Source organism: Ancylobacter defluvii (assembly GCF_018390605.1).
Taxonomy (GTDB): Bacteria; Pseudomonadota; Alphaproteobacteria; order Rhizobiales; family Xanthobacteraceae; genus Ancylobacter; species Ancylobacter defluvii.
The window spans coordinates 148,082-164,316 of record NZ_JAHBGD010000012.1 but is presented as its reverse complement, the minus strand read 5'-3'; the positions used below and the strand labels follow the sequence as shown (position 1 = coordinate 164,316).

Here is a 16,235-nt window from a genome sequence, read left to right as displayed (position 1 = left end):
CCGTCACTCCGCCCGGTCGATGTGGATGTTCGCCTCGACCGACATGCCGGCGCGCAGCCGGCCGGTCAGCGCCTGCCCCGGCTCGATGGCGATGCGCACCGGGATGCGCTGCACCACCTTGGTGAAGTTGCCGGTGGCGTTGTCCGGCGGCAGCAGCGCGAACACCGAGCCGCTCGCCGGCGAGATGCGCTCCACCCGGCCGCGCAGGCTCTGGCCGGGGAAGGTATCGACGGTGATGTCGACCTTTTGGCCGGGCGCCACGTGGGTGAGCTGCGTCTCCTTGAAATTGGCGATGACATAGACATTGGGGATCGGCACCGCGGCGATGAGGTTGGTGCCGACGTTCACATAGTCGCCGACCTGCATCAGGCGGGTGCCGACAATGCCGTCGAAGGGAGCGACGACCCGGGTGTAGCCGAGCTTGAGATCGGCGGTCTTCAGATTGGCGTTGGCGGCGTCGAGATTGGCCCGCAGCGTGCCCTCCTGCCCGGTGAGCACGTCGAGCTGGCGCTTCTGCGCCTCGATCGCCGCCTCGGCGGAGCGGACATCCGCCTGCGCCTTGGCGAGATTGGCGGTGGCCTGCTGGAGCTTCTGCTCGGTGCCGGCGATGCCGCCCTTCACCAGCGTCTGCTGCCGGTCGAACTCCTCCTGCATCTCGACCTCGGCGGCCTTGGCGGAGGCGAGCTGCGCCTCGGCCTGGTTGATGACCGCCTGTTGCAGATCTTCCTGGTTCTTGAGGTTGGTGAGCGCCGCCTGCGCCCCTTCCACCGCCGCCTGGGCGCCGTCGCGGGCGGCCTGATAGTCGGCCGGATCGATCTCGACCAGAGGCTGGCCGGCCTTCACCGCCTGATAATCGTCGACGAGCACCTGCAGCACGTTGCCGCTGATGCGGGCGCTGAGCGTCGAGACATCGGCGCGCACATAGGCGTCGTCGGTATATTGCAGCGGCCGGTCGCTGGCCCATTGGCCCCAATGATCGTTGGTGTAGACCAGCAATCCGCCCACGGCGAGGATCGCCACCAGCGGGATCAGCAGCCGGCGCAGGCTGGCGCCAAGCGAGCGCGGCGTCTCCTCGCCGGGCGAGGCGGGGCCTGACGGGGCCGGACCTGATGAAGCCGGGCCGGGCGAGGCGGCTCCCGACGGGGCTGGGCCGGTCGCGGTGTCATTGGGGGGCGTCTGGGCGGCCATGGTCACGGGAGCCTTGCATCATCGGAGCCTTGCATCGGGCGGACACCGGCACCGCCGGCCCGGTGACCATGACGATCATCGGGCCGGCAGGCTTTTCAAAATCCATTCCAAGCCGTCGGCGGCGTGTGGGTCCGCAACGGCGCGTCGCCGAGAATGTCACCCGGCGCGGCGGCGGGCCAGAGCCGCGAGCTGCAGCACGGTCGCCACCGCCGAGAGGCCGACGCCGAGGGCGCAGACGGTGGCCCAGCCGCCGGCGTTCCAGGCGAGGCTCGCGGTGCCGGAGCCGAAGGCGCCGCCGAGGAACATCGCTCCCATCAGCACGGTGTTCAGCCGGGCGCGGGCGGCCGGGCGCAGCGAGAACACGATGTGCTGATTGGAGACCAGCGCGCTCTGGATGCCGAAATCGAGCAGGATCACCCCGACCACCAGGCCGGCCAGCGAGCCCCAGACGCCGAACACCAGCCAGGACAGCAGCGTGACCGCCGCGCCCAGCATCACCGCCTGCGAGGCGCCGCGCCTGTCGGCGAAGCGGCCGGCGAGCGGGGCGGCGAGAATGCCCACCGCGCCGACCAGGCCGAACAGGCCGGCAATATCGGCGCCGAAGCCGAAGCGCGGCTCTTCCAACCGGAAGGCGAGGATGGTCCAGAACGCGGTGAAGGCGGCGAACAGCGCCGCCTGGGTCAGCGCCGCCAGCCGCAGCGCCGGGAACTCGTTCCACAGATGCACGATGGAGTGCAGCAGCCGGCCATAGGGCAGGGTGGAATCCGGCCGGCTGTGCGGCAGGGTGAGCGCCATCAGCCCGGCGGCGGCGAGCGCCATCGGCACCGCCAGCCAGAACATCTCCCGCCAGCCGCCATGGGTGGCGACGAAGCCGGCGAGGGTGCGGCTGAGCAGGATGCCGGTCAGCACCCCCGCCATCACCGTGCCGACGGTGGCGCCGCGCCGCTCCGGCGCCGCGAGATGGGCGGCGAGCGGCACGATCTGCTGCGCCACGGTGGCGGCGAGGCCGACCGCCAGCGAGGCGAGCACGACCATCAGGCCGGTGGGGGCGATGGCGGCCAGCACCAGCGCTGCCGCCAGCACGATGAATTGCGCGACGATCAGCCGGCGCCGCTCGACGAGATCGCCGAGCGGGACCAGCAGGAACAGCCCGATGGCATAGCCGAGCTGGGTCGCGGTCGGGATCGCCGCGGTGGCGGCACCGGGCAGGTCCTGCTCGATGATGGCGAGCATGGGCTGGTTGTAATAGATGTTGGCCACCGCGACGCCGGCGGCGGTGGCCATGGCGAAGGTGGTGCCGAGACCGAGGGCGCCCGGCGCCGGCACGGTGTCGGCGTGCACGCTTTCGAGCACGCTTTCCTGCGTGGTCATGATGGTATCTCCTGCGCGCCCGGCATCGGATGCCCCCTGCCGGCGCGGTTGACGCGGGCGGGTCTTCCGATGCCGGGTGCGACGGTTCGTTATCGGTTGTGCTGAAGATAGTGTTTGGCGGGATTTGATATAGTGTCTTGTCGTGATGCACGATTATATCGGATTTTGATGTAATGGATTTCGCCGCCCTGGCCGTTCTGGTGGAGACCGCCTCCGCGGGGAGCCTGGCGGGGGCGGCGCGGCGGCTGCGGCTGTCGCCGATGAACGCGACGCGGCTGCTGGCCGGGCTGGAGAAGGAACTCGGGGTGCGGCTGGTGCACCGCACTACCCGCGCCCTGTCGCTGACCGATGACGGCCTGTCGTTTCTGCCGCACGCCGAGGCGCTGCTGGAGGAGCGCGCGGCGGCGCTGGCCAGCGTGCGCGGCCGGCAGGACGGCGCCAGCGGGCTGTTGCGGCTGAGCGCCTCGCTGGCCTTCGGCCGGCAGGTGGTGGCGCCGCTGGTGGCGGCGTTCATGGCGGCGCATCCGCGGGTGACGATCGACCTGCAGCTCTCCGACAGCCTGGTCGACATCGTCGCCGAGGGGCTGGACCTCGCGATCCGCATCGCGCCTTTGGACGACAGCAGCCTGATCGCCCAGCGGCTGGCCGACAATCCGCGCCGGCTGGTGGCGGCGCCGGCCTATCTCGACCGGCACGGCATGCCGGCGACCCTCGCCGAACTGGCGCGGCACGAATGCCTGACGGTGAGCGCGGCGCCGCATTGGAGCTTCCGGGTCGGCGGCGCGATCCGGCGGGTGAAGGTGGCGGGGCGGTTCTCCGCCAATTCGATCGACGCCATCCACGAGGCCTGCCGGGGCGGGCTCGGCATCGCCAATCTGTCGGACTGGAATCTCCATGACGACGTCGCGCGCGGCCTGCTGCGCCCGATCCCTCTCGCCGATGCCGAGCCAGAGCCGCTCGCCATCTGGGCGGTCTACCCGACGCGGCGGCTGGTGCCCGCCAAGGTGCGGCTGTTCATCGAGGCGCTGGCGCGCCGGTTGAAGGCCGAGGCGGCGGAGAGGCCGGGGCACGCCCGGCTCCCTGACGGCTGATCCCCGGCGGCTACAGGCGGGCTTCAGCCCTGCAGCAGGGTGCGGCCGGCGCCGGGAAGGGTGATCGAGATCTGGCCGCCCCAGGTGCCGTCCGGCGGGTCGATGCGGATCTCGCCGTCATGCGCGTTGACGATGGTGCGGCACATGGCGAGGCCGAGGCCCATGCCGCCCGCCTTGGTGGTGAAGAACGGCTCGAAGGCCTTCTGCGCCGCTTCAGCGGCGAAGCCCGGCCCGGAATCGCGCACCTCGATGCCGACCTTGCCGCCGATGCGCCAGGTGCGCACCGCGATGCGCCGCTCGCCGGCCGGCTGCGCGTGCATCGCCTGGATGGCGTTGGTGATCAGATTGATCAGCACCTGCTGCAGCATGATGCGATCGCCCTCGACCGCGAGGCCGTCGGCTTCCAGCGCCGGGGTCAGCGCCACGCCGTTGGCGGCGATCTCGTGCTGCACCAGCCGCATCGCCTCCTCGACCAGCGCATCGACATCGAGGCGGGTGCGTTCCGGCTCCAGCTTGGTCATGAAGGAGCGCACCCGGCGCACCACCTGCGAGGCGTGCCGGGCGGCCTCGCCGGCGGCGTCGAGCGAGGCGCGGACCTCGGCGAGATTGGGCGGATCGCGGTCCATCCAGCGGCCCGCCGCCGCGGCATAGGCGGAGATGGCGGCGAGCGGCTGGTTGATCTCATGGGCGATGGAGGCGGAGACCTCGCCGATGGTGGCGGCGCGCAGGGCATGGTCGAGCTGGCTGCGGGTACGCTGCAGCGCCTCCTGGACGCGAATACGCTCGGTGATGTTGAGCACGCTGGCCTGAACGCGGTCCAAAAGCTCGGGCGGCGGGAAGTTGAACGCGACCAGCACGCGCAGCGGCTCGCCCTGGTGGGTGCGGATGCCGGCTTCGCCCTGGTAATGCGGCGCGCCGGAATCGAGCGCCAGGAGGAAGCTGACGAAATCCTCGTCGGGATCGGTGAGGAAGCCGTCGAGATGGGTGAAGAATTCCTCCTTCGAGGTGACCCCCATCAGCCGCAGCCCGGTGCTGTTCACATCGGTGACGCGGACGCTGGCGCGGATGCGGCGCAGGATGTCCGGGTGCTGGGCGAAATGAAGCGCGAGGTCGTCGACACCCTGCGCCCGCAGCGCGTCGAGCTCCGCCTTCACCGGCCGCAGATCATGTTCCCAGATCGCCACCGCCAGCGTTTCGAAGATGGTGCGGAAGCGCTGCTCGCTCTGGCTCAGGGCCTCGATGTCGGCCTTGCGCTGGGTGATGTCGGTATTGGTCTCCAGCGTGGTGCCCTGATAGCGGCCGGGCTCGCTGCGCCGGCGCAGCCGGCTGAAGACATGGATGGTGCGCCCGTCGCGGGTGATCTGGGTGATCTCGCCTTCCCACGAACCCTCCCGCGCCAAAGCGGCGCGGACGGCGCCGCGCGACTGCGGATAATGCGAGGCGAGCAGGGCATGCGATTCCTGCCCATAGGCCTCGGCGAAGCTCCAGCCATAGAGGATTTCGGCGCCGTGGTTCCAGTAGATCACCCGGTCGGCGGTGTCGGTGAGGAAGATGGCGTCGCTGGTGACGTCGAGCAGTTCCGCCTGCGAGGCGACCGTCTGCTGGTCGGCATAGCGCTTGAGGACGATGAAGGCGGTGGCGCTGATCGCCGCCAGGCTGAACAGCAGGCGCAGCCCGGCATCCAGCGAGATATACTCGCCATGCCCGTAGAAGAAGCTGACGAAGTCGAGAACGATGCAGCCGACCGCCGTGGCGCGGATGGCGCGCTCCGACGCGGTGTCGCCGATGAGGATCAGCACCAGCACATACAGGACAGCGACGGCGCTGCTCAGCATGGTGAAGGTGTCGATGGCAAAGATCGCCGCGGCCAGAGCGACGGCTCCGGCATAGCGGCATCTCAATGCCAGAATGCTCGGCGCAGCTTGTCTTCGCATCCGGAATTATGGGGTCGCATTACGTGAGGTCAGGTGATCTCCATTATAAAGGTGGCGCACGGCGTGTCATCGGCAAATGCGATGAACTCCCCCTATGCGAAGGTATGATCGGAATACCGCGGAAGCTCCGGTGGAGGTCTGGGTCACACCGGCTCCGCCGCTACCGCCCGCAACACGGCCACCAGGCTGTCGACGTCGCGCGGGCCGTCATAACGCACGCCATTGACGAACAGCGTCGGGGTGCCGTTGACGCCGCTGCGCAGGCCGCTGGAGAAATCCTGGCGGATCTTGTCGTCGTAGCGCCCCTCGAAGGCGGCGACGAGATGCGCCCCGTCGAGGCCGATCGCCCGCGCATAGGCGTGGAGGCTGGCGTCGTCGAGCGCGTCCTGACGTTCATAGAGAAGATCATGGGCTTCCCAGAAGCGGCCGGCGGCGGCCGCCGCCTCGGCGAACTGGGCGGCGCGGCCGGCATGGGGATGCTGCTCGGTGAGCGGGAAATTGCGGAACACGAAGCGCAGCTGGTTGCCCATGGCCTGCTGTACCGCCTTGAGCACCGGATAGGCCTCGCCGCAATAGGGGCATTCGTAATCGCCATATTCGACCAGCGTGACCGGCGCGGCGGCCGGGCCCTGGCTGTGGTCGCCGGGGCCAACCGGAGGCTTGAGAGTGCTCATGACGCGGCTCCCGCGGAAGTGTTCTGCTCGACGAGCAAATCCAGCGCGTCGAGGATGCCGTCGGCGCCGGGATTGAGACCGAGCGGCGAGACGTAGCTCCAGCGGATCACGCCGTCGCCATCGATGACGAACAGCGCCCGCTCCGAGGTGCCGTCATGGTCGCGATAGACCCCGTAGCGGCGCGCCACCCCGCCCTTGGGCTCGAAATCGGCCAGCAGGGGGAAATGCAGCTTGCGCTCGGCGGCGAAGGCGGCGTGGCACCACACCCCGTCGGTGGAGATGCCGACCAGCTGGGCGCCATAGCGGTGAAACTCGGGGAGGACTTCATTGTAGAGCGCCATCTGGTCGCCGCAGACCGGGCTCCAGTCGGCGGGATAGAAGGCGAGGATGACCGGATGGCCCTTCAGATCGGCGAGGGAAAGCCGCTGGTCGGGCGTCGCCGGCAGGGTGAAGGCGGGAGCCGGCACGCCGGGTTGCAGCACCGCGACGGGGGTGGACGCTTCAGGCATCGGGTTGTCTCCGCTGGACCGCTGCCGGTGCCCTGCGGCACCGGCGTGAAGGGGCCTGCACTCAATGGTTCGAGCGGCTGCTCTCGTAGAGGAACCAGGTGCGGCGCTCGGTCTGGTCGATCCAGTTCTCCAGCACGCTGGCGGTGGCCACGTCGTTATACTCGTCGCAGACGGCATGGGTGGAACGCAGAGCGGCGGTGAGCTGCTGGTTGTCCTGCGCCAGCTCGGCGAGCATGTCCTGCGCGGTCACATACTCGGCGTCGTTGTCGGCGATCCGCTGCAGCCGGGCGATATGGCCGATGGAGCGCAGCGTGGTGCCGCCGACCTTGCGGGCGCGCTCGGCGATATCGTCGGTCATGGCGAAGATCTGCTCGCCCTGCTCGTCCAGCATCAGGTGGTAGTCGCGGAAATGCGGGCCGGACAGATGCCAGTGGAAGTTCTTGGTCTTGAGGTAGAGCGCGAACACATCGGCAAGCAGGGTGGTGAGCGCGGCGGCGATGTCGCGCGTGGCGTCGGCCCCGAGATCGGTGGGGGTGCGGAGCGGCGCGATCTGGCGCGTCTTCGCCGGGATGTCGGTCATGGCAGCTTCTCCAATCAGGCGGTTGAACATAGTGAGGCGTCGTCGCCGCGCCCCGGATCCCGCTGCATCGGCCGATGGCCGCCGCTGGTAGCGGGATATCCGATGCACGCGACGCTAGACCCGCCCTCCGGACCGGGAAATCGGCCGTTCGGTTGGCGGCATCATACATGAGTTTGAAAGCCCCCCGCCGGGCACGCCGATGCGGCGGGGCGAACCGTGCGGCCCGCCGATGCGTCGCCGTCGCGGCAGGGAGAGGTCAGGCCGTCCGGCTGAGGGCCTCGTCGAGGCAGGCGATCATCTCGCCGCCGTCGAACGGCTTGCTGAGGAAGCCGACGGCACCGGAAGCGGTGACCTGGCGGCGCAGCCGCTCCTCGGGAAAGGCGGTGATGAAGATGAGCGGCATGCGGTGGCCGCCCTGACGCAGGCGCGCCTGCAGCTCGACGCCGCTCATGCCGGGCATCTGCACATCGGTGATCACGCAGTCGCTGTCGAGCAGCCGCGGCGAATGGAGAAAATCCTCGGCCGACGCGAAGGTACTGGTATCGAAACCCAACGACCGCACCAGGCTGGCGGTCGCGGTCCGCACCGACTCGTCATCATCGATGATCGAGATCATTGCGGTCTGGCTCACGATGGCTGATTCCTTCTTGCTGATCGGGACGCGTACCGATCGCGCGCCTCTTGTCTTCTTCTATAGCGTCAGCACCGGGTGCTTCGAAATTATATGAAGGTTTGCGTCGTCTATCTCTTCGGTGCCGCGAGGCCGAGGGTCTCGGCCATGCGCACCAGATCGGCGAGCGAGCGGGCGCCCATCTTCTTCATCACGTGACCGCGGTGGATCTTGACGGTGATCTCGCTGAGGCCGATCTCCGCCGCCACCTGCTTGTTCATCAGGCCGGAGGTGACGAGCACCATCACCTCCTTCTCGCGCGCGGTCAGCGTCTCGTAGAGTTCCTGCACGCCGGCGACCGCCCGGTCGGCGTGGCGGCGGGCGCGGTCCTGCTCGATCGCCGCCGAGACGGCATCGAGAATGTCCTGATCGCGGAACGGCTTGGTGAGGAAGTCGACCGCTCCCGCCTTCATCGCCCGCACCGTCATCGGTATATCGCCATAGCCGGTCATGAAGATCACCGGCATGTTGCGCTCGCTGCGCGCCAGCTGCGCCTGGAAATCGAGGCCGCTGACGCCGGGCAGCCGGATGTCGAGCACCAGACAGCGCGGGACGTCCGGCAGCTTCGCGGCCAGGAATTCCGCCGCCGAGCCGAACAGTTCGACACCGAGGCCGATGGAGCGGAACAGGCTGGACAGCGCCTCGCGCAGGGGCTGATCGTCATCGACCACGATGACCAGCGGTTCGGTCGGCTCGGATGCGGCGCGGCGCGGCGGGGAGGTCGCAATCACAGGGTCGGCTCCTTGAGCGCAGGCAGGAGGACGCGGAAGGTCATTCCGCGATCGGCGTTGGGGACGGCTTCGATGCGGCCCATATGGGTCTCGATGATCGAACGGCAGATCGACAGCCCAAGGCCCATGCCCTGGGATTTGGAACTGTAGAACGGCTCGAACAGTCGTGGCAGTGCCTCGGCGGCGACGCCGATGCCGCGATCAGCGAACGCGACCTCGACCACCGGCTCGCCCGCCTCGTCGCGTCCCGGCCGCGACAGCACGGCCAGCGGCCGGCCGCCGGCCAGCCCGTCCATCGCCTGCGCGGCGTTGATCGCCAGATTGGTCAGCACCTGCTGCAACTGCACCCGGTCGCCCTTCACCAGCGGCAGTCCCGGCGCCAGCTCCAGCCTCAGCTGGACGCGATGGCGGTGCAGCTCCCGCTCTATGATGCCGAGCGTCTCCTCGATCAGCTCGTTGAGGGCGATGGGCTCGTGGCGGAGCTCGTCGCGGCGCGACAGGGCGCGCAGCCGCGCCACCACGTCGCTGGCCCGGCGGCCATTGGCGATCATCCGCTCGACCGAGGCGCCGGCCTCGGCGACATCGGGAACCGGCCGGCGCAGCCAGCGCAGCCCGGCCTCGCCATTGGTGACCACCGCCGCCAGCGGCTGGTTCACCTCATGGGCGATCGAGGCCATCAGCTGGCCGAGCGTCGCCACCCGCGTCACCTGGGCGAGCTCCGCCTGAGCCTGGAGCAGCCGTTCCTCGGCCCGCTTGCTGCCGGTGATGTCGTTATTGGTCTCCATGGTGGCCATCGGCCGTCCCTGCGGGTCGCGGTGCAGCGACCAGCGGCTGGTGACGACGACATGGGTGCCGTCCTTGCAGGTGTGGCGCAGCTCGCCCTCCCAGCGGGCGTCGCGATGCAGCTGCTCGGTTGCCGCCTCGCGGCTGGAGGGGAACACCGTGCGCAGCAGCTCGGTGGTCTTCTGCCCCGCCGCCTCGCCGGCGGACCAGCCATAGAGCTGCTCGGCGCCGCGATTCCAATAGAGGATGGTGTCGTCGTCGTCGCGCACCAATATTGCGTCGTGCGTCAGGTCGAGCAGCGCCGCCTGGCCGTGCAGCGTCTCGCTGGAACGGCTGTGGCGGAGCGACAGCAGGGTGACGATGACGATGGCGACGATGGCGACCACCGCCCGCATCACCGCCTGCAGATCGTAGCCTTCGCCGTGAACGGCGAGGAAGCTCGCCGCGGTCAGCCCGATGCAGACGGTGCCGGCCAGCAGGATGCCGCGCGGGGTCAGGCGATCGGCCGCCAGCATCACCACCGCGACATAGAGCACGGCGATGGCGGTATCGAGCGGGGTCAGCGTGTCGATGGCGAAGATGATCGCCGCCAGCAGTGCCGCCAGCACCGGCAGCAGCGTCCGGCCCGGCCGGAACAGGGTGGCGAGCCGAGCCGTCACGGCAAGGCTCCACCGCCCGGCCGGCAGACCGGGCGCGCGGAGATAGAACTCGGGCGCGCGTGGCGCAACCAGGCATGACGCGGCGAGACGGAACGCGGTGTCCACCCGGCGGGGGCAAGGGCACAAATCATGCCGCATGCTAGCAAATTCCCGCTCCCGCAAGCCTATACAAACGTATGTTTTTCATCGACTGATCGTATGCCGAAGGAAGCAGACGTAGAATTGAGCCCAAGGTTAGATCGTCGATAGTCACGGGAAAAGGCCGTACCTCGCGCCGAGGGATGCCGCCCGATTCCACATCCATCGATGCATGAGGGACTGCCATGAGCCGGAACATCGCCGATCTGACGATCACCACCCTGGCCCAGATCGGGGTCAAGCGGATCTACGGCGTCGTGGGCGACAGCCTGAACGGCCTGACCGAGGCGATCCGCCGGACCGACGCCATCGACTGGGTGCATGTGCGCCACGAGGAGGTCGCGGCCTTCGCGGCGGCGGGCGAGGCGCAGATCACCGGCGAACTGGCGGTGTGCGCCGGCTCCTGCGGGCCGGGCAACCTGCACCTCATCAACGGCCTGTTCGACGCCCAGCGCTCGCGGGTACCGGTGCTGGCGATCGCGGCGCAGATCCCCTCCTCGGAGATCGGCGGCGGTTATTTCCAGGAGACGCATCCGCAGAACCTGTTCCGCGAATGCAGCGTCTATTGCGAACTGGTGTCCGATCCGGCGCAGATGCCCTTCGTGCTGGAGAACGCCATCCGCGCCGCCATCGGCCAGCGCGGCGTCGCCGTGGTGGTGATACCGGGCGATATCGCGCTGAAGCCGGCTCCCGACCGGCCGGTTTCCGCCACTGCCGGCCTCAAGCCGCCGGTGCCGGTGGTGAGGCCAGCGGATGAGGAGATCGACCGGCTCGCGGCGCTGCTCAACGATGCCGACCGCGTCACCCTGTTCTGCGGGCGCGGCTGCGCCGGCGCGCATGCGCCGCTGATGGCGCTGGCCGAGAAGCTGAAGAGCCCGATCGTGCACGCGATGGGCGGCAAGGAGCATGTCGAATACGACAATCCCTACGATGTCGGCATGACCGGCTTCATCGGTTTCGCCTCCGGCTATGAGGCGATGCACGACTGCGACACGCTGCTGCTGCTCGGCACCGACTTTCCCTACAAGCAGTTCCTGCCGACCGGCATCAAGATCGCGCAGGTCGATATCCGCCCGGAGCAGCTGGGCCGGCGCTGCGCGCTCGAGCTCGGCCTCGTCGGCGATGTCGGGGCGACGCTGGAGGCCTTGATCCCCAAGCTTGCGACCAAGGACGACCGGCTGCATCTCGACGTCGCGGTGGCGCGCTATCGCAAGTCCCGCAAGGGGCTGGACGATCTCGCCATCGGCACGCCGGGCCGTAAGCCGATCCATCCGCAATATCTCGCGCGGCTGGTCAGCGAGGCGGCGGCGGAGGATGCGGCGTTCACCTTCGATGTCGGCACCCCGACCATCTGGGCGGCGCGCTATCTCGCCATGAACGGCAAGCGACGGATGGTCGGCTCGCTGGTGCACGGCTCGATGGCCAACGCCATGCCGCAGGCGATCGGCATCCAGGCGTCGCAGCCGGGCCGGCAGGTGATCTCGCTCTCCGGCGATGGCGGCTTCACCATGCTGATGGGCGACCTCATCACGCTCAAGCAGGAAAAGCTGCCGGTGAAGGTGGTGATCTTCAACAACGGCACGCTCGGCTTCGTGGCGCTGGAGATGAAGGCGAACGGCTTCGTCGAGATCGGCACCAATCTCGACAACCCCGATTTCGCCGCGATGGCGCGTGCGATGGGCATTCACGGCGTGCGGGTGGAGGATCCCGGCGACCTGCCGGCGGCGGTGGCCGAGGTGCTCGCCCATGACGGGCCGGCGGTGCTCGATGTCGTCACCGCGACGCAGGAGCTCTCCATGCCGCCGACCATCGAGCTTGCTCAGGCCAAGGGCTTCGGCCTGTGGATGATCCGGGCGGTGATGAGCGGGCGCGGCGACGAGGTGCTCGATCTCGCCAAGACCAACCTGCTGTCGCGCTGAAGCGGGACGATCCGCACGACGTACATGACATGAAGGCCAGGGGGCGTCTTCCGGTTGGAAGGCGCCCCGTTGCTTTTGGAGCAGGCTTTTGAGGGCCTGGTTTTTTGATGGCTTGGCCTTGGGGAGGGGGGGCTTCCGGCGACAGCGCGGTCGGCGGCGGTACGGCGCATTGTTCGCCGATGATCCGACGCTCTGGAGCACCTGACAAAACAAAACGGCGCGGCACGCCGGAATGGGCGTGCCGCGCCGCAGGTTCGTCCGGCCGTGGCCGGCTACGCGATCGCCGGTTCAGCTCTCGATGAAGGCGAGCAGATCCGGGTTGAGCACCTCGGGATGGGTGGTGAGCATGCCGTGCGGGAAACCCGGATAGACCTTCAGCGTGCCGTTCTGCACCAGCTTGACCGAGAGCCGGCCGGCATTGTCGATCGGCACGATCTGGTCGTCGTCGCCGTGCAGCACCAGCACCGGCACCGAGATCGCCTTGAGGTCCTCGGTCTGGTCGGTCTCGGAGAACGCCTTGATGCCCTCGTAATGCGCCTTGTTGCTGCCCATCATGCCCTGGCGCCACCAGTTGCGGATGGTGCCCTCGGAGATCTTGGCGCCCGGACGGTTGAAGCCGTAGAAGGGGCCGGTCGGCAGATCGAGGAAGAACTGCGCGCGATTGGCCGCCTGCGCGGCGCGCAGGCCGTCGAACACCTCGATCGGCAGGCCGCCGGGGTTGCTCTCGGTCTTCACCATCAGCGGCGGCACGGCGGAGACCAGCACCGCCTTGGCGACGCGGCCGGCCGGCTCGCCGTATTTCGCCACATAGCGGGCGACCTCGCCGCCGCCGGTGGAATGCCCGATATGCACCACGTTCTTCAGATCGAGATGCTCGACCACCGCGAAGGCATCGGCGGCGTAGTGGTCCATGTCGTGGCCGTCGGAGACCTGCGTCGAGCGGCCATGGCCGCGGCGGTCATGGGCGACGACGCGGTAGCCCTTCTGCACGAAGAAGAGCATCTGGTTGTCCCAGTCATCGGCCGACAGCGGCCAGCCGTGGTGGAACATGATCGGCTGGGCGTCCTTCGGACCCCAGTCCTTGAAGAAGATCTCGACGCCGTCCTTGGTGGTGACGAAAGGCATGATTGCGATCCTTCGATCTGGCGGTGAAACGGTGGCAGCAGGCCCGACTCAGGCAGGAAAGCTGTCGCGGGCTGACAAATACGGCGTCCGCGGCGACCGGTAAGTGACGAAAGCATGCATGTTATCGCGAACGCCCGCCCGCGTGCCACGGGCGCGCAAGTTCGCGGTTCTTATCGCGGTTGCTGGTTCTAGGACACCTCTCCTTCGAGCCATCCGCACCGGTGCCGCCGGCCTCGCGGCGAGAGCCCATTCTGCCGCAGCTTACGGGCTGCGCGAGAGCATGAGCGGGTTGCGGTCCTCCGGCACTTTCAGCCAGCTGCCATCCTCCTGCGCGGCGAAGCGCAGCGGCTCGCCCTTGTCGCGGAGCAGCAGCAGGTCGCCGGCTTCCAGCCGCCAGCGCTCCGGCGAAAGCGGGCCGAGCAGCGGCCCGCAGCCATCGTCGGGGGCGAGCGGATAGTCGCCGTCGCCGAAGGGCTGCTCGTCGAGCATCACGGTGCAGAACGGCGTGTCCGGCCCGCGCGACAGCTGCCACAGGCCGAACAGATCGGCCGGCTGCGCCACCGGCGCCGCCTGCGCCAGCCGCGGATTGACCAGGAAATACACGCCGTCGCGCTCGCGCAGCGCTTCCCAGGTGCCGCCGGCGCCCTCGGTGAACTCCGCCACCAGCCGGCCGGAGGCGGCGTGCAGGCGGATCGAATCTCCCGGTCCCGGCGACCAGGAGGCGATGTCGGTGGCGAAGGTGATCTGCTCGGCGCAGGCGGCGCGGTCGAGACTGAGGCTGAACAGCGGGTGATCGACCCCCGTCGGTGTTCGGACGGCCTTCGTCGCCAAGGCGAGGGGACAGATGCGGTCGCCATCGGCATTGGTGAGCTGATAGCCGTCCGCCAGCCGCTGGGCGACCTGCGCCGGCGTCTCCTGGACCGGGGCCGCGGGCGCCGCCGCGTCTTGGGTCGTGGTTTCCTGCGTCGTGGTTTCCTGTGCGGCGGCGGGCAGCGCCGTGGCGCCTGCCAGCCCGGCGAGCAGCAGCGCGGCGGAGACGGCGGTGTGCCGGCGGCTCCTCACGGGCGCCTCAGGCCTTCTTGGCCGGCGGCCAGGGCGTCTCCGCCACCGGGGTGAGCGGCGGCCGGCCCGAAGCCCAGGCGAGCAGATTGTCGACCACCAGCTGGCCCATGGCGTCGCGGGTGAGCTGCGTCGCCGAGGCGACATGCGGCAGCAGCACGACATTGTCGAGCGCGATCAGCGCCTCCGGCACGTTGGGTTCATGGGCGAAGACGTCGAGGCCGGCGCTCATGATGGTGCCGTCCTGCAGCGCGGCGATCAGCGCCGGCTCGTCCACCACCGAGCCGCGCGCGACATTGATCAGCACGCCGCGCGGGCCGAGGGCCTCGAGCACCTCGGCATTGATCATGTGATGCGTCTGCGCGCCGCCGGGCACGATGACGATCAGCGTGTCGACAGCGCCGGCGAGGGCGAGCAGCTCGGGATAGTGGGGATAATCGACATCGGCGGCGGGACGGCGGCTGTGATAGGCGATGGGGCGGCCGAACCCCTCCAGCCGCCGGGCGATCGCCTGGCCGATGCGCCCCATGCCGACGATGCCGATGGAGCGGTCGCGCAGCGTCGCGGTGAGCGGGAAGGCGCCGCCGGGCCATTTTCCCGCACGCAGATAGCGCTCGGCCTGCGGCAGGCGGCGAATGGCGGCGAGCAGCAGCGCGAGGGTGAGGTCGGCGACTTCGTCGTCGAGAACGCCGGGGGTGTTGGTGACGACGACACCGCGGGTGCCGGCGGCGGCGGCATCGACGGAATCGTAGCCGACGCCGAAATTCGACACGATCTCGAGATTTGGCAGGGCGTCCATCAAGTCGGCGGTGACGCGGCGTCGCGCGGTGGCGCCGACCCCGGTGGCGATGGCGCGGATGCGCGGGCCGACGCTGGCAAGCACCGCATCGCCGCCCTCGCCATCGAGCCGATGCACCAGGAAATGCTCGGTGAGCTGGGTCTCGATCATCGGCATCAGCGGGCCGGTCTGCAGCAGCTCGATGCGGCCGGCGGGAGGTGCGGTCTCGGATTCGGGCATGTCAGGCTCCTTGGCGTCGGCGGCTATTCGTCACCAAAGCACCGGCGCTGGCAATCCGTCTTAGTCATCGCCTGTCATGCGCCTGCCTGAGGGAGGTCGCCGATCGGCAGGCGCGGCTGTGGACAAGCCTGTGGATCGCGGGTGGACGGTTTCCGCCGGTGTTCGCGGGCGCCTTGGGTAGGGCGGGCATGCTCCGGCCGTCGCCGCCGGGGAACGGCGGTCGATCCGGAGGTTCCATGCAAACCGAAAGCCGCTACGCCGGCTCCTCGACCTCGTCCGGCTGCTCGTCGAGATCGGGATCCTCGGCGCCGAGCTTGGCGGAGAGGTTCTTCTCGATCCGCCGCAGCAGCTTGCGCAGGCGCTTGCGGTCCTTGCCGTCGATGCCGCCGGTCATGGTGTCTTCGAGCGAGTCCCAGATCTCGTCGATGGCGCCGGCCCGGGTGCGTCCCTCATCCGTTAGGTGGACGCGCACCAGCCGAGCATCGGCGTCGGAGGCCTTTCGGACCAGCAGGCCCTGCGCCGCCAGCCGTCCCACCGTCTTGGAGGCGGTGGGCGGGCGCACGCGCAGCGCCCCCGCGAGCTCCGACATGGTGCGGCCGTCCATGTCAAACAGCAGTTTCAGGACGGTTTCCTGACCCGGGAACAGGCCAAGTTCCTGAAGCCGCCGTGCCGCAAGGGCGCGCTGCAGGCGAGCGGCGTGTTGCAGGCGAAGACCGATGCTCTTGTCGAACCCGTCCTTCATGGAGCGTCCCGTCGACCGCATGGCGGCAACAACCATTGTTGCAG

The 16,235-nt window shown here is 69.0% G+C and carries 15 protein-coding genes; 2 read left to right on the top strand and 13 right to left on the bottom strand.

The window, feature by feature from the left end; translation table 11 throughout:
* Positions 1-3: 3 nt before the first annotated feature.
* Complete coding sequence (locus KHC24_RS08640; protein WP_213362541.1) at positions 4-1,188, bottom strand: HlyD family secretion protein; 1,185 nt, start codon at positions 1,186-1,188, stop codon at positions 4-6.
* Positions 1,189-1,344: 156 nt separating this feature from the next.
* On the bottom strand, positions 1,345-2,559 hold the full coding sequence (locus KHC24_RS08635; RefSeq protein ID WP_213362539.1) for an MFS transporter: 1,215 nt from the start codon (positions 2,557-2,559) through the stop codon (positions 1,345-1,347).
* 173 nt (positions 2,560-2,732) lie between these two features.
* Here KHC24_RS08635 and KHC24_RS08630 point away from each other — a divergent pair, with 173 nt between their 5' ends.
* Complete coding sequence (locus KHC24_RS08630; RefSeq protein WP_213362532.1) at positions 2,733-3,650, top strand: LysR family transcriptional regulator; 918 nt, start codon at positions 2,733-2,735, stop codon at positions 3,648-3,650.
* Between the two features lie 23 nt (positions 3,651-3,673).
* Here KHC24_RS08630 and KHC24_RS08625 read toward each other — a convergent pair whose 3' ends face one another.
* From KHC24_RS08625 to KHC24_RS08595, 7 genes are all read right to left on the bottom strand, one after another.
* Entirely contained in the window at positions 3,674-5,584 is a 1,911-nt protein-coding gene (locus KHC24_RS08625; RefSeq protein ID WP_213362519.1) for a PAS domain-containing sensor histidine kinase, read from the bottom strand.
* Between the two features lie 143 nt (positions 5,585-5,727).
* Positions 5,728-6,258, bottom strand: a complete 531-nt coding sequence (locus KHC24_RS08620; protein WP_213362516.1) for a DsbA family protein — start codon at positions 6,256-6,258, stop codon at positions 5,728-5,730.
* A complete protein-coding gene (locus KHC24_RS08615) occupies positions 6,255-6,767 on the bottom strand; it encodes a redoxin domain-containing protein (protein WP_213362514.1) in 513 nt (170 codons plus the stop codon). The genes KHC24_RS08620 and KHC24_RS08615 overlap by 4 nt, the downstream gene beginning before the upstream one ends.
* A 61-nt stretch (positions 6,768-6,828) precedes the next feature.
* A complete protein-coding gene (locus KHC24_RS08610) occupies positions 6,829-7,347 on the bottom strand; it encodes a Dps family protein (protein ID WP_213362506.1) in 519 nt (172 codons plus the stop codon).
* A gap of 256 nt (positions 7,348-7,603) precedes the next feature.
* Complete coding sequence (locus tag KHC24_RS08605; protein WP_213363002.1) at positions 7,604-7,963, bottom strand: response regulator transcription factor; 360 nt, start codon at positions 7,961-7,963, stop codon at positions 7,604-7,606.
* A 125-nt stretch (positions 7,964-8,088) separates the two neighbouring features.
* A complete protein-coding gene (locus tag KHC24_RS08600; protein WP_271180484.1) occupies positions 8,089-8,748 on the bottom strand; it encodes a response regulator transcription factor in 660 nt (219 codons plus the stop codon).
* Positions 8,745-10,190 carry a PAS domain-containing sensor histidine kinase gene (locus KHC24_RS08595; RefSeq protein WP_271180483.1) on the bottom strand — a complete coding sequence of 482 codons (1,446 nt, stop codon included), beginning with the start codon at positions 10,188-10,190 and terminating at the stop codon, positions 8,745-8,747. Before KHC24_RS08595 ends, KHC24_RS08600 begins: the two co-directional genes overlap by 4 nt.
* Positions 10,191-10,513: 323 nt before the next feature.
* Between KHC24_RS08595 and poxB the strand changes: the two genes are divergently transcribed.
* A complete protein-coding gene (poxB, locus tag KHC24_RS08590) occupies positions 10,514-12,247 on the top strand; it encodes a ubiquinone-dependent pyruvate dehydrogenase (RefSeq protein WP_213362489.1) in 1,734 nt (577 codons plus the stop codon).
* A gap of 288 nt (positions 12,248-12,535) precedes the next feature.
* On the opposite strand, the gene KHC24_RS08585 is transcribed toward poxB, so the two are convergent.
* From KHC24_RS08585 to KHC24_RS08570, 4 genes are all read right to left on the bottom strand, one after another.
* Positions 12,536-13,372 (bottom strand): alpha/beta fold hydrolase, encoded by an 837-nt coding sequence (locus KHC24_RS08585; RefSeq protein WP_213362487.1) that lies wholly within the window; start codon positions 13,370-13,372, stop codon positions 12,536-12,538.
* Between the two features lie 261 nt (positions 13,373-13,633).
* Positions 13,634-14,434, bottom strand: coding sequence for an AprI/Inh family metalloprotease inhibitor (locus KHC24_RS08580; RefSeq protein WP_213362485.1), 801 nt, complete (start codon positions 14,432-14,434; stop codon positions 13,634-13,636).
* Positions 14,435-14,441: 7 nt separating this feature from the next.
* Positions 14,442-15,449: a 2-hydroxyacid dehydrogenase gene (locus tag KHC24_RS08575; RefSeq protein ID WP_213362477.1), complete on the bottom strand. Its 1,008-nt coding sequence runs from the start codon at positions 15,447-15,449 to the stop codon at positions 14,442-14,444.
* A gap of 253 nt (positions 15,450-15,702) precedes the next feature.
* Positions 15,703-16,191, bottom strand: coding sequence for a MarR family winged helix-turn-helix transcriptional regulator (locus KHC24_RS08570; protein WP_213362475.1), 489 nt, complete (start codon positions 16,189-16,191; stop codon positions 15,703-15,705).
* Positions 16,192-16,235 lie beyond the last annotated feature (44 nt).

What these genes read in the sequence shown, in the direction of transcription:
- KHC24_RS08625 (WP_213362519.1), bottom strand. Translation starts at nt 5,584, where the DNA reads ATGCGAAGACAAGCTGCGCCGAGCATTCTGGCATTGAGATGCCGCTAT.
- KHC24_RS08640 (WP_213362541.1), bottom strand. Translation starts at nt 1,188, where the DNA reads ATGGCCGCCCAGACGCCCCCCAATGACACCGCGACCGGCCCAGCCCCG.
- KHC24_RS08620 (WP_213362516.1), bottom strand. Translation starts at nt 6,258, where the DNA reads ATGAGCACTCTCAAGCCTCCGGTTGGCCCCGGCGACCACAGCCAGGGC.
- KHC24_RS08610 (WP_213362506.1), bottom strand. Translation starts at nt 7,347, where the DNA reads ATGACCGACATCCCGGCGAAGACGCGCCAGATCGCGCCGCTCCGCACC.
- KHC24_RS08605 (WP_213363002.1), bottom strand. Translation starts at nt 7,963, where the DNA reads ATGATCTCGATCATCGATGATGACGAGTCGGTGCGGACCGCGACCGCC.
- KHC24_RS08615 (WP_213362514.1), bottom strand. Translation starts at nt 6,767, where the DNA reads ATGCCTGAAGCGTCCACCCCCGTCGCGGTGCTGCAACCCGGCGTGCCG.
- KHC24_RS08585 (WP_213362487.1), bottom strand. Translation starts at nt 13,372, where the DNA reads ATGCCTTTCGTCACCACCAAGGACGGCGTCGAGATCTTCTTCAAGGAC.
- KHC24_RS08630 (WP_213362532.1), top strand. Translation starts at nt 2,733, where the DNA reads ATGGATTTCGCCGCCCTGGCCGTTCTGGTGGAGACCGCCTCCGCGGGG.
- poxB (WP_213362489.1), top strand. Translation starts at nt 10,514, where the DNA reads ATGAGCCGGAACATCGCCGATCTGACGATCACCACCCTGGCCCAGATC.
- KHC24_RS08570 (WP_213362475.1), bottom strand. Translation starts at nt 16,191, where the DNA reads ATGAAGGACGGGTTCGACAAGAGCATCGGTCTTCGCCTGCAACACGCC.
- KHC24_RS08575 (WP_213362477.1), bottom strand. Translation starts at nt 15,449, where the DNA reads ATGCCCGAATCCGAGACCGCACCTCCCGCCGGCCGCATCGAGCTGCTG.
- KHC24_RS08635 (WP_213362539.1), bottom strand. Translation starts at nt 2,559, where the DNA reads ATGACCACGCAGGAAAGCGTGCTCGAAAGCGTGCACGCCGACACCGTG.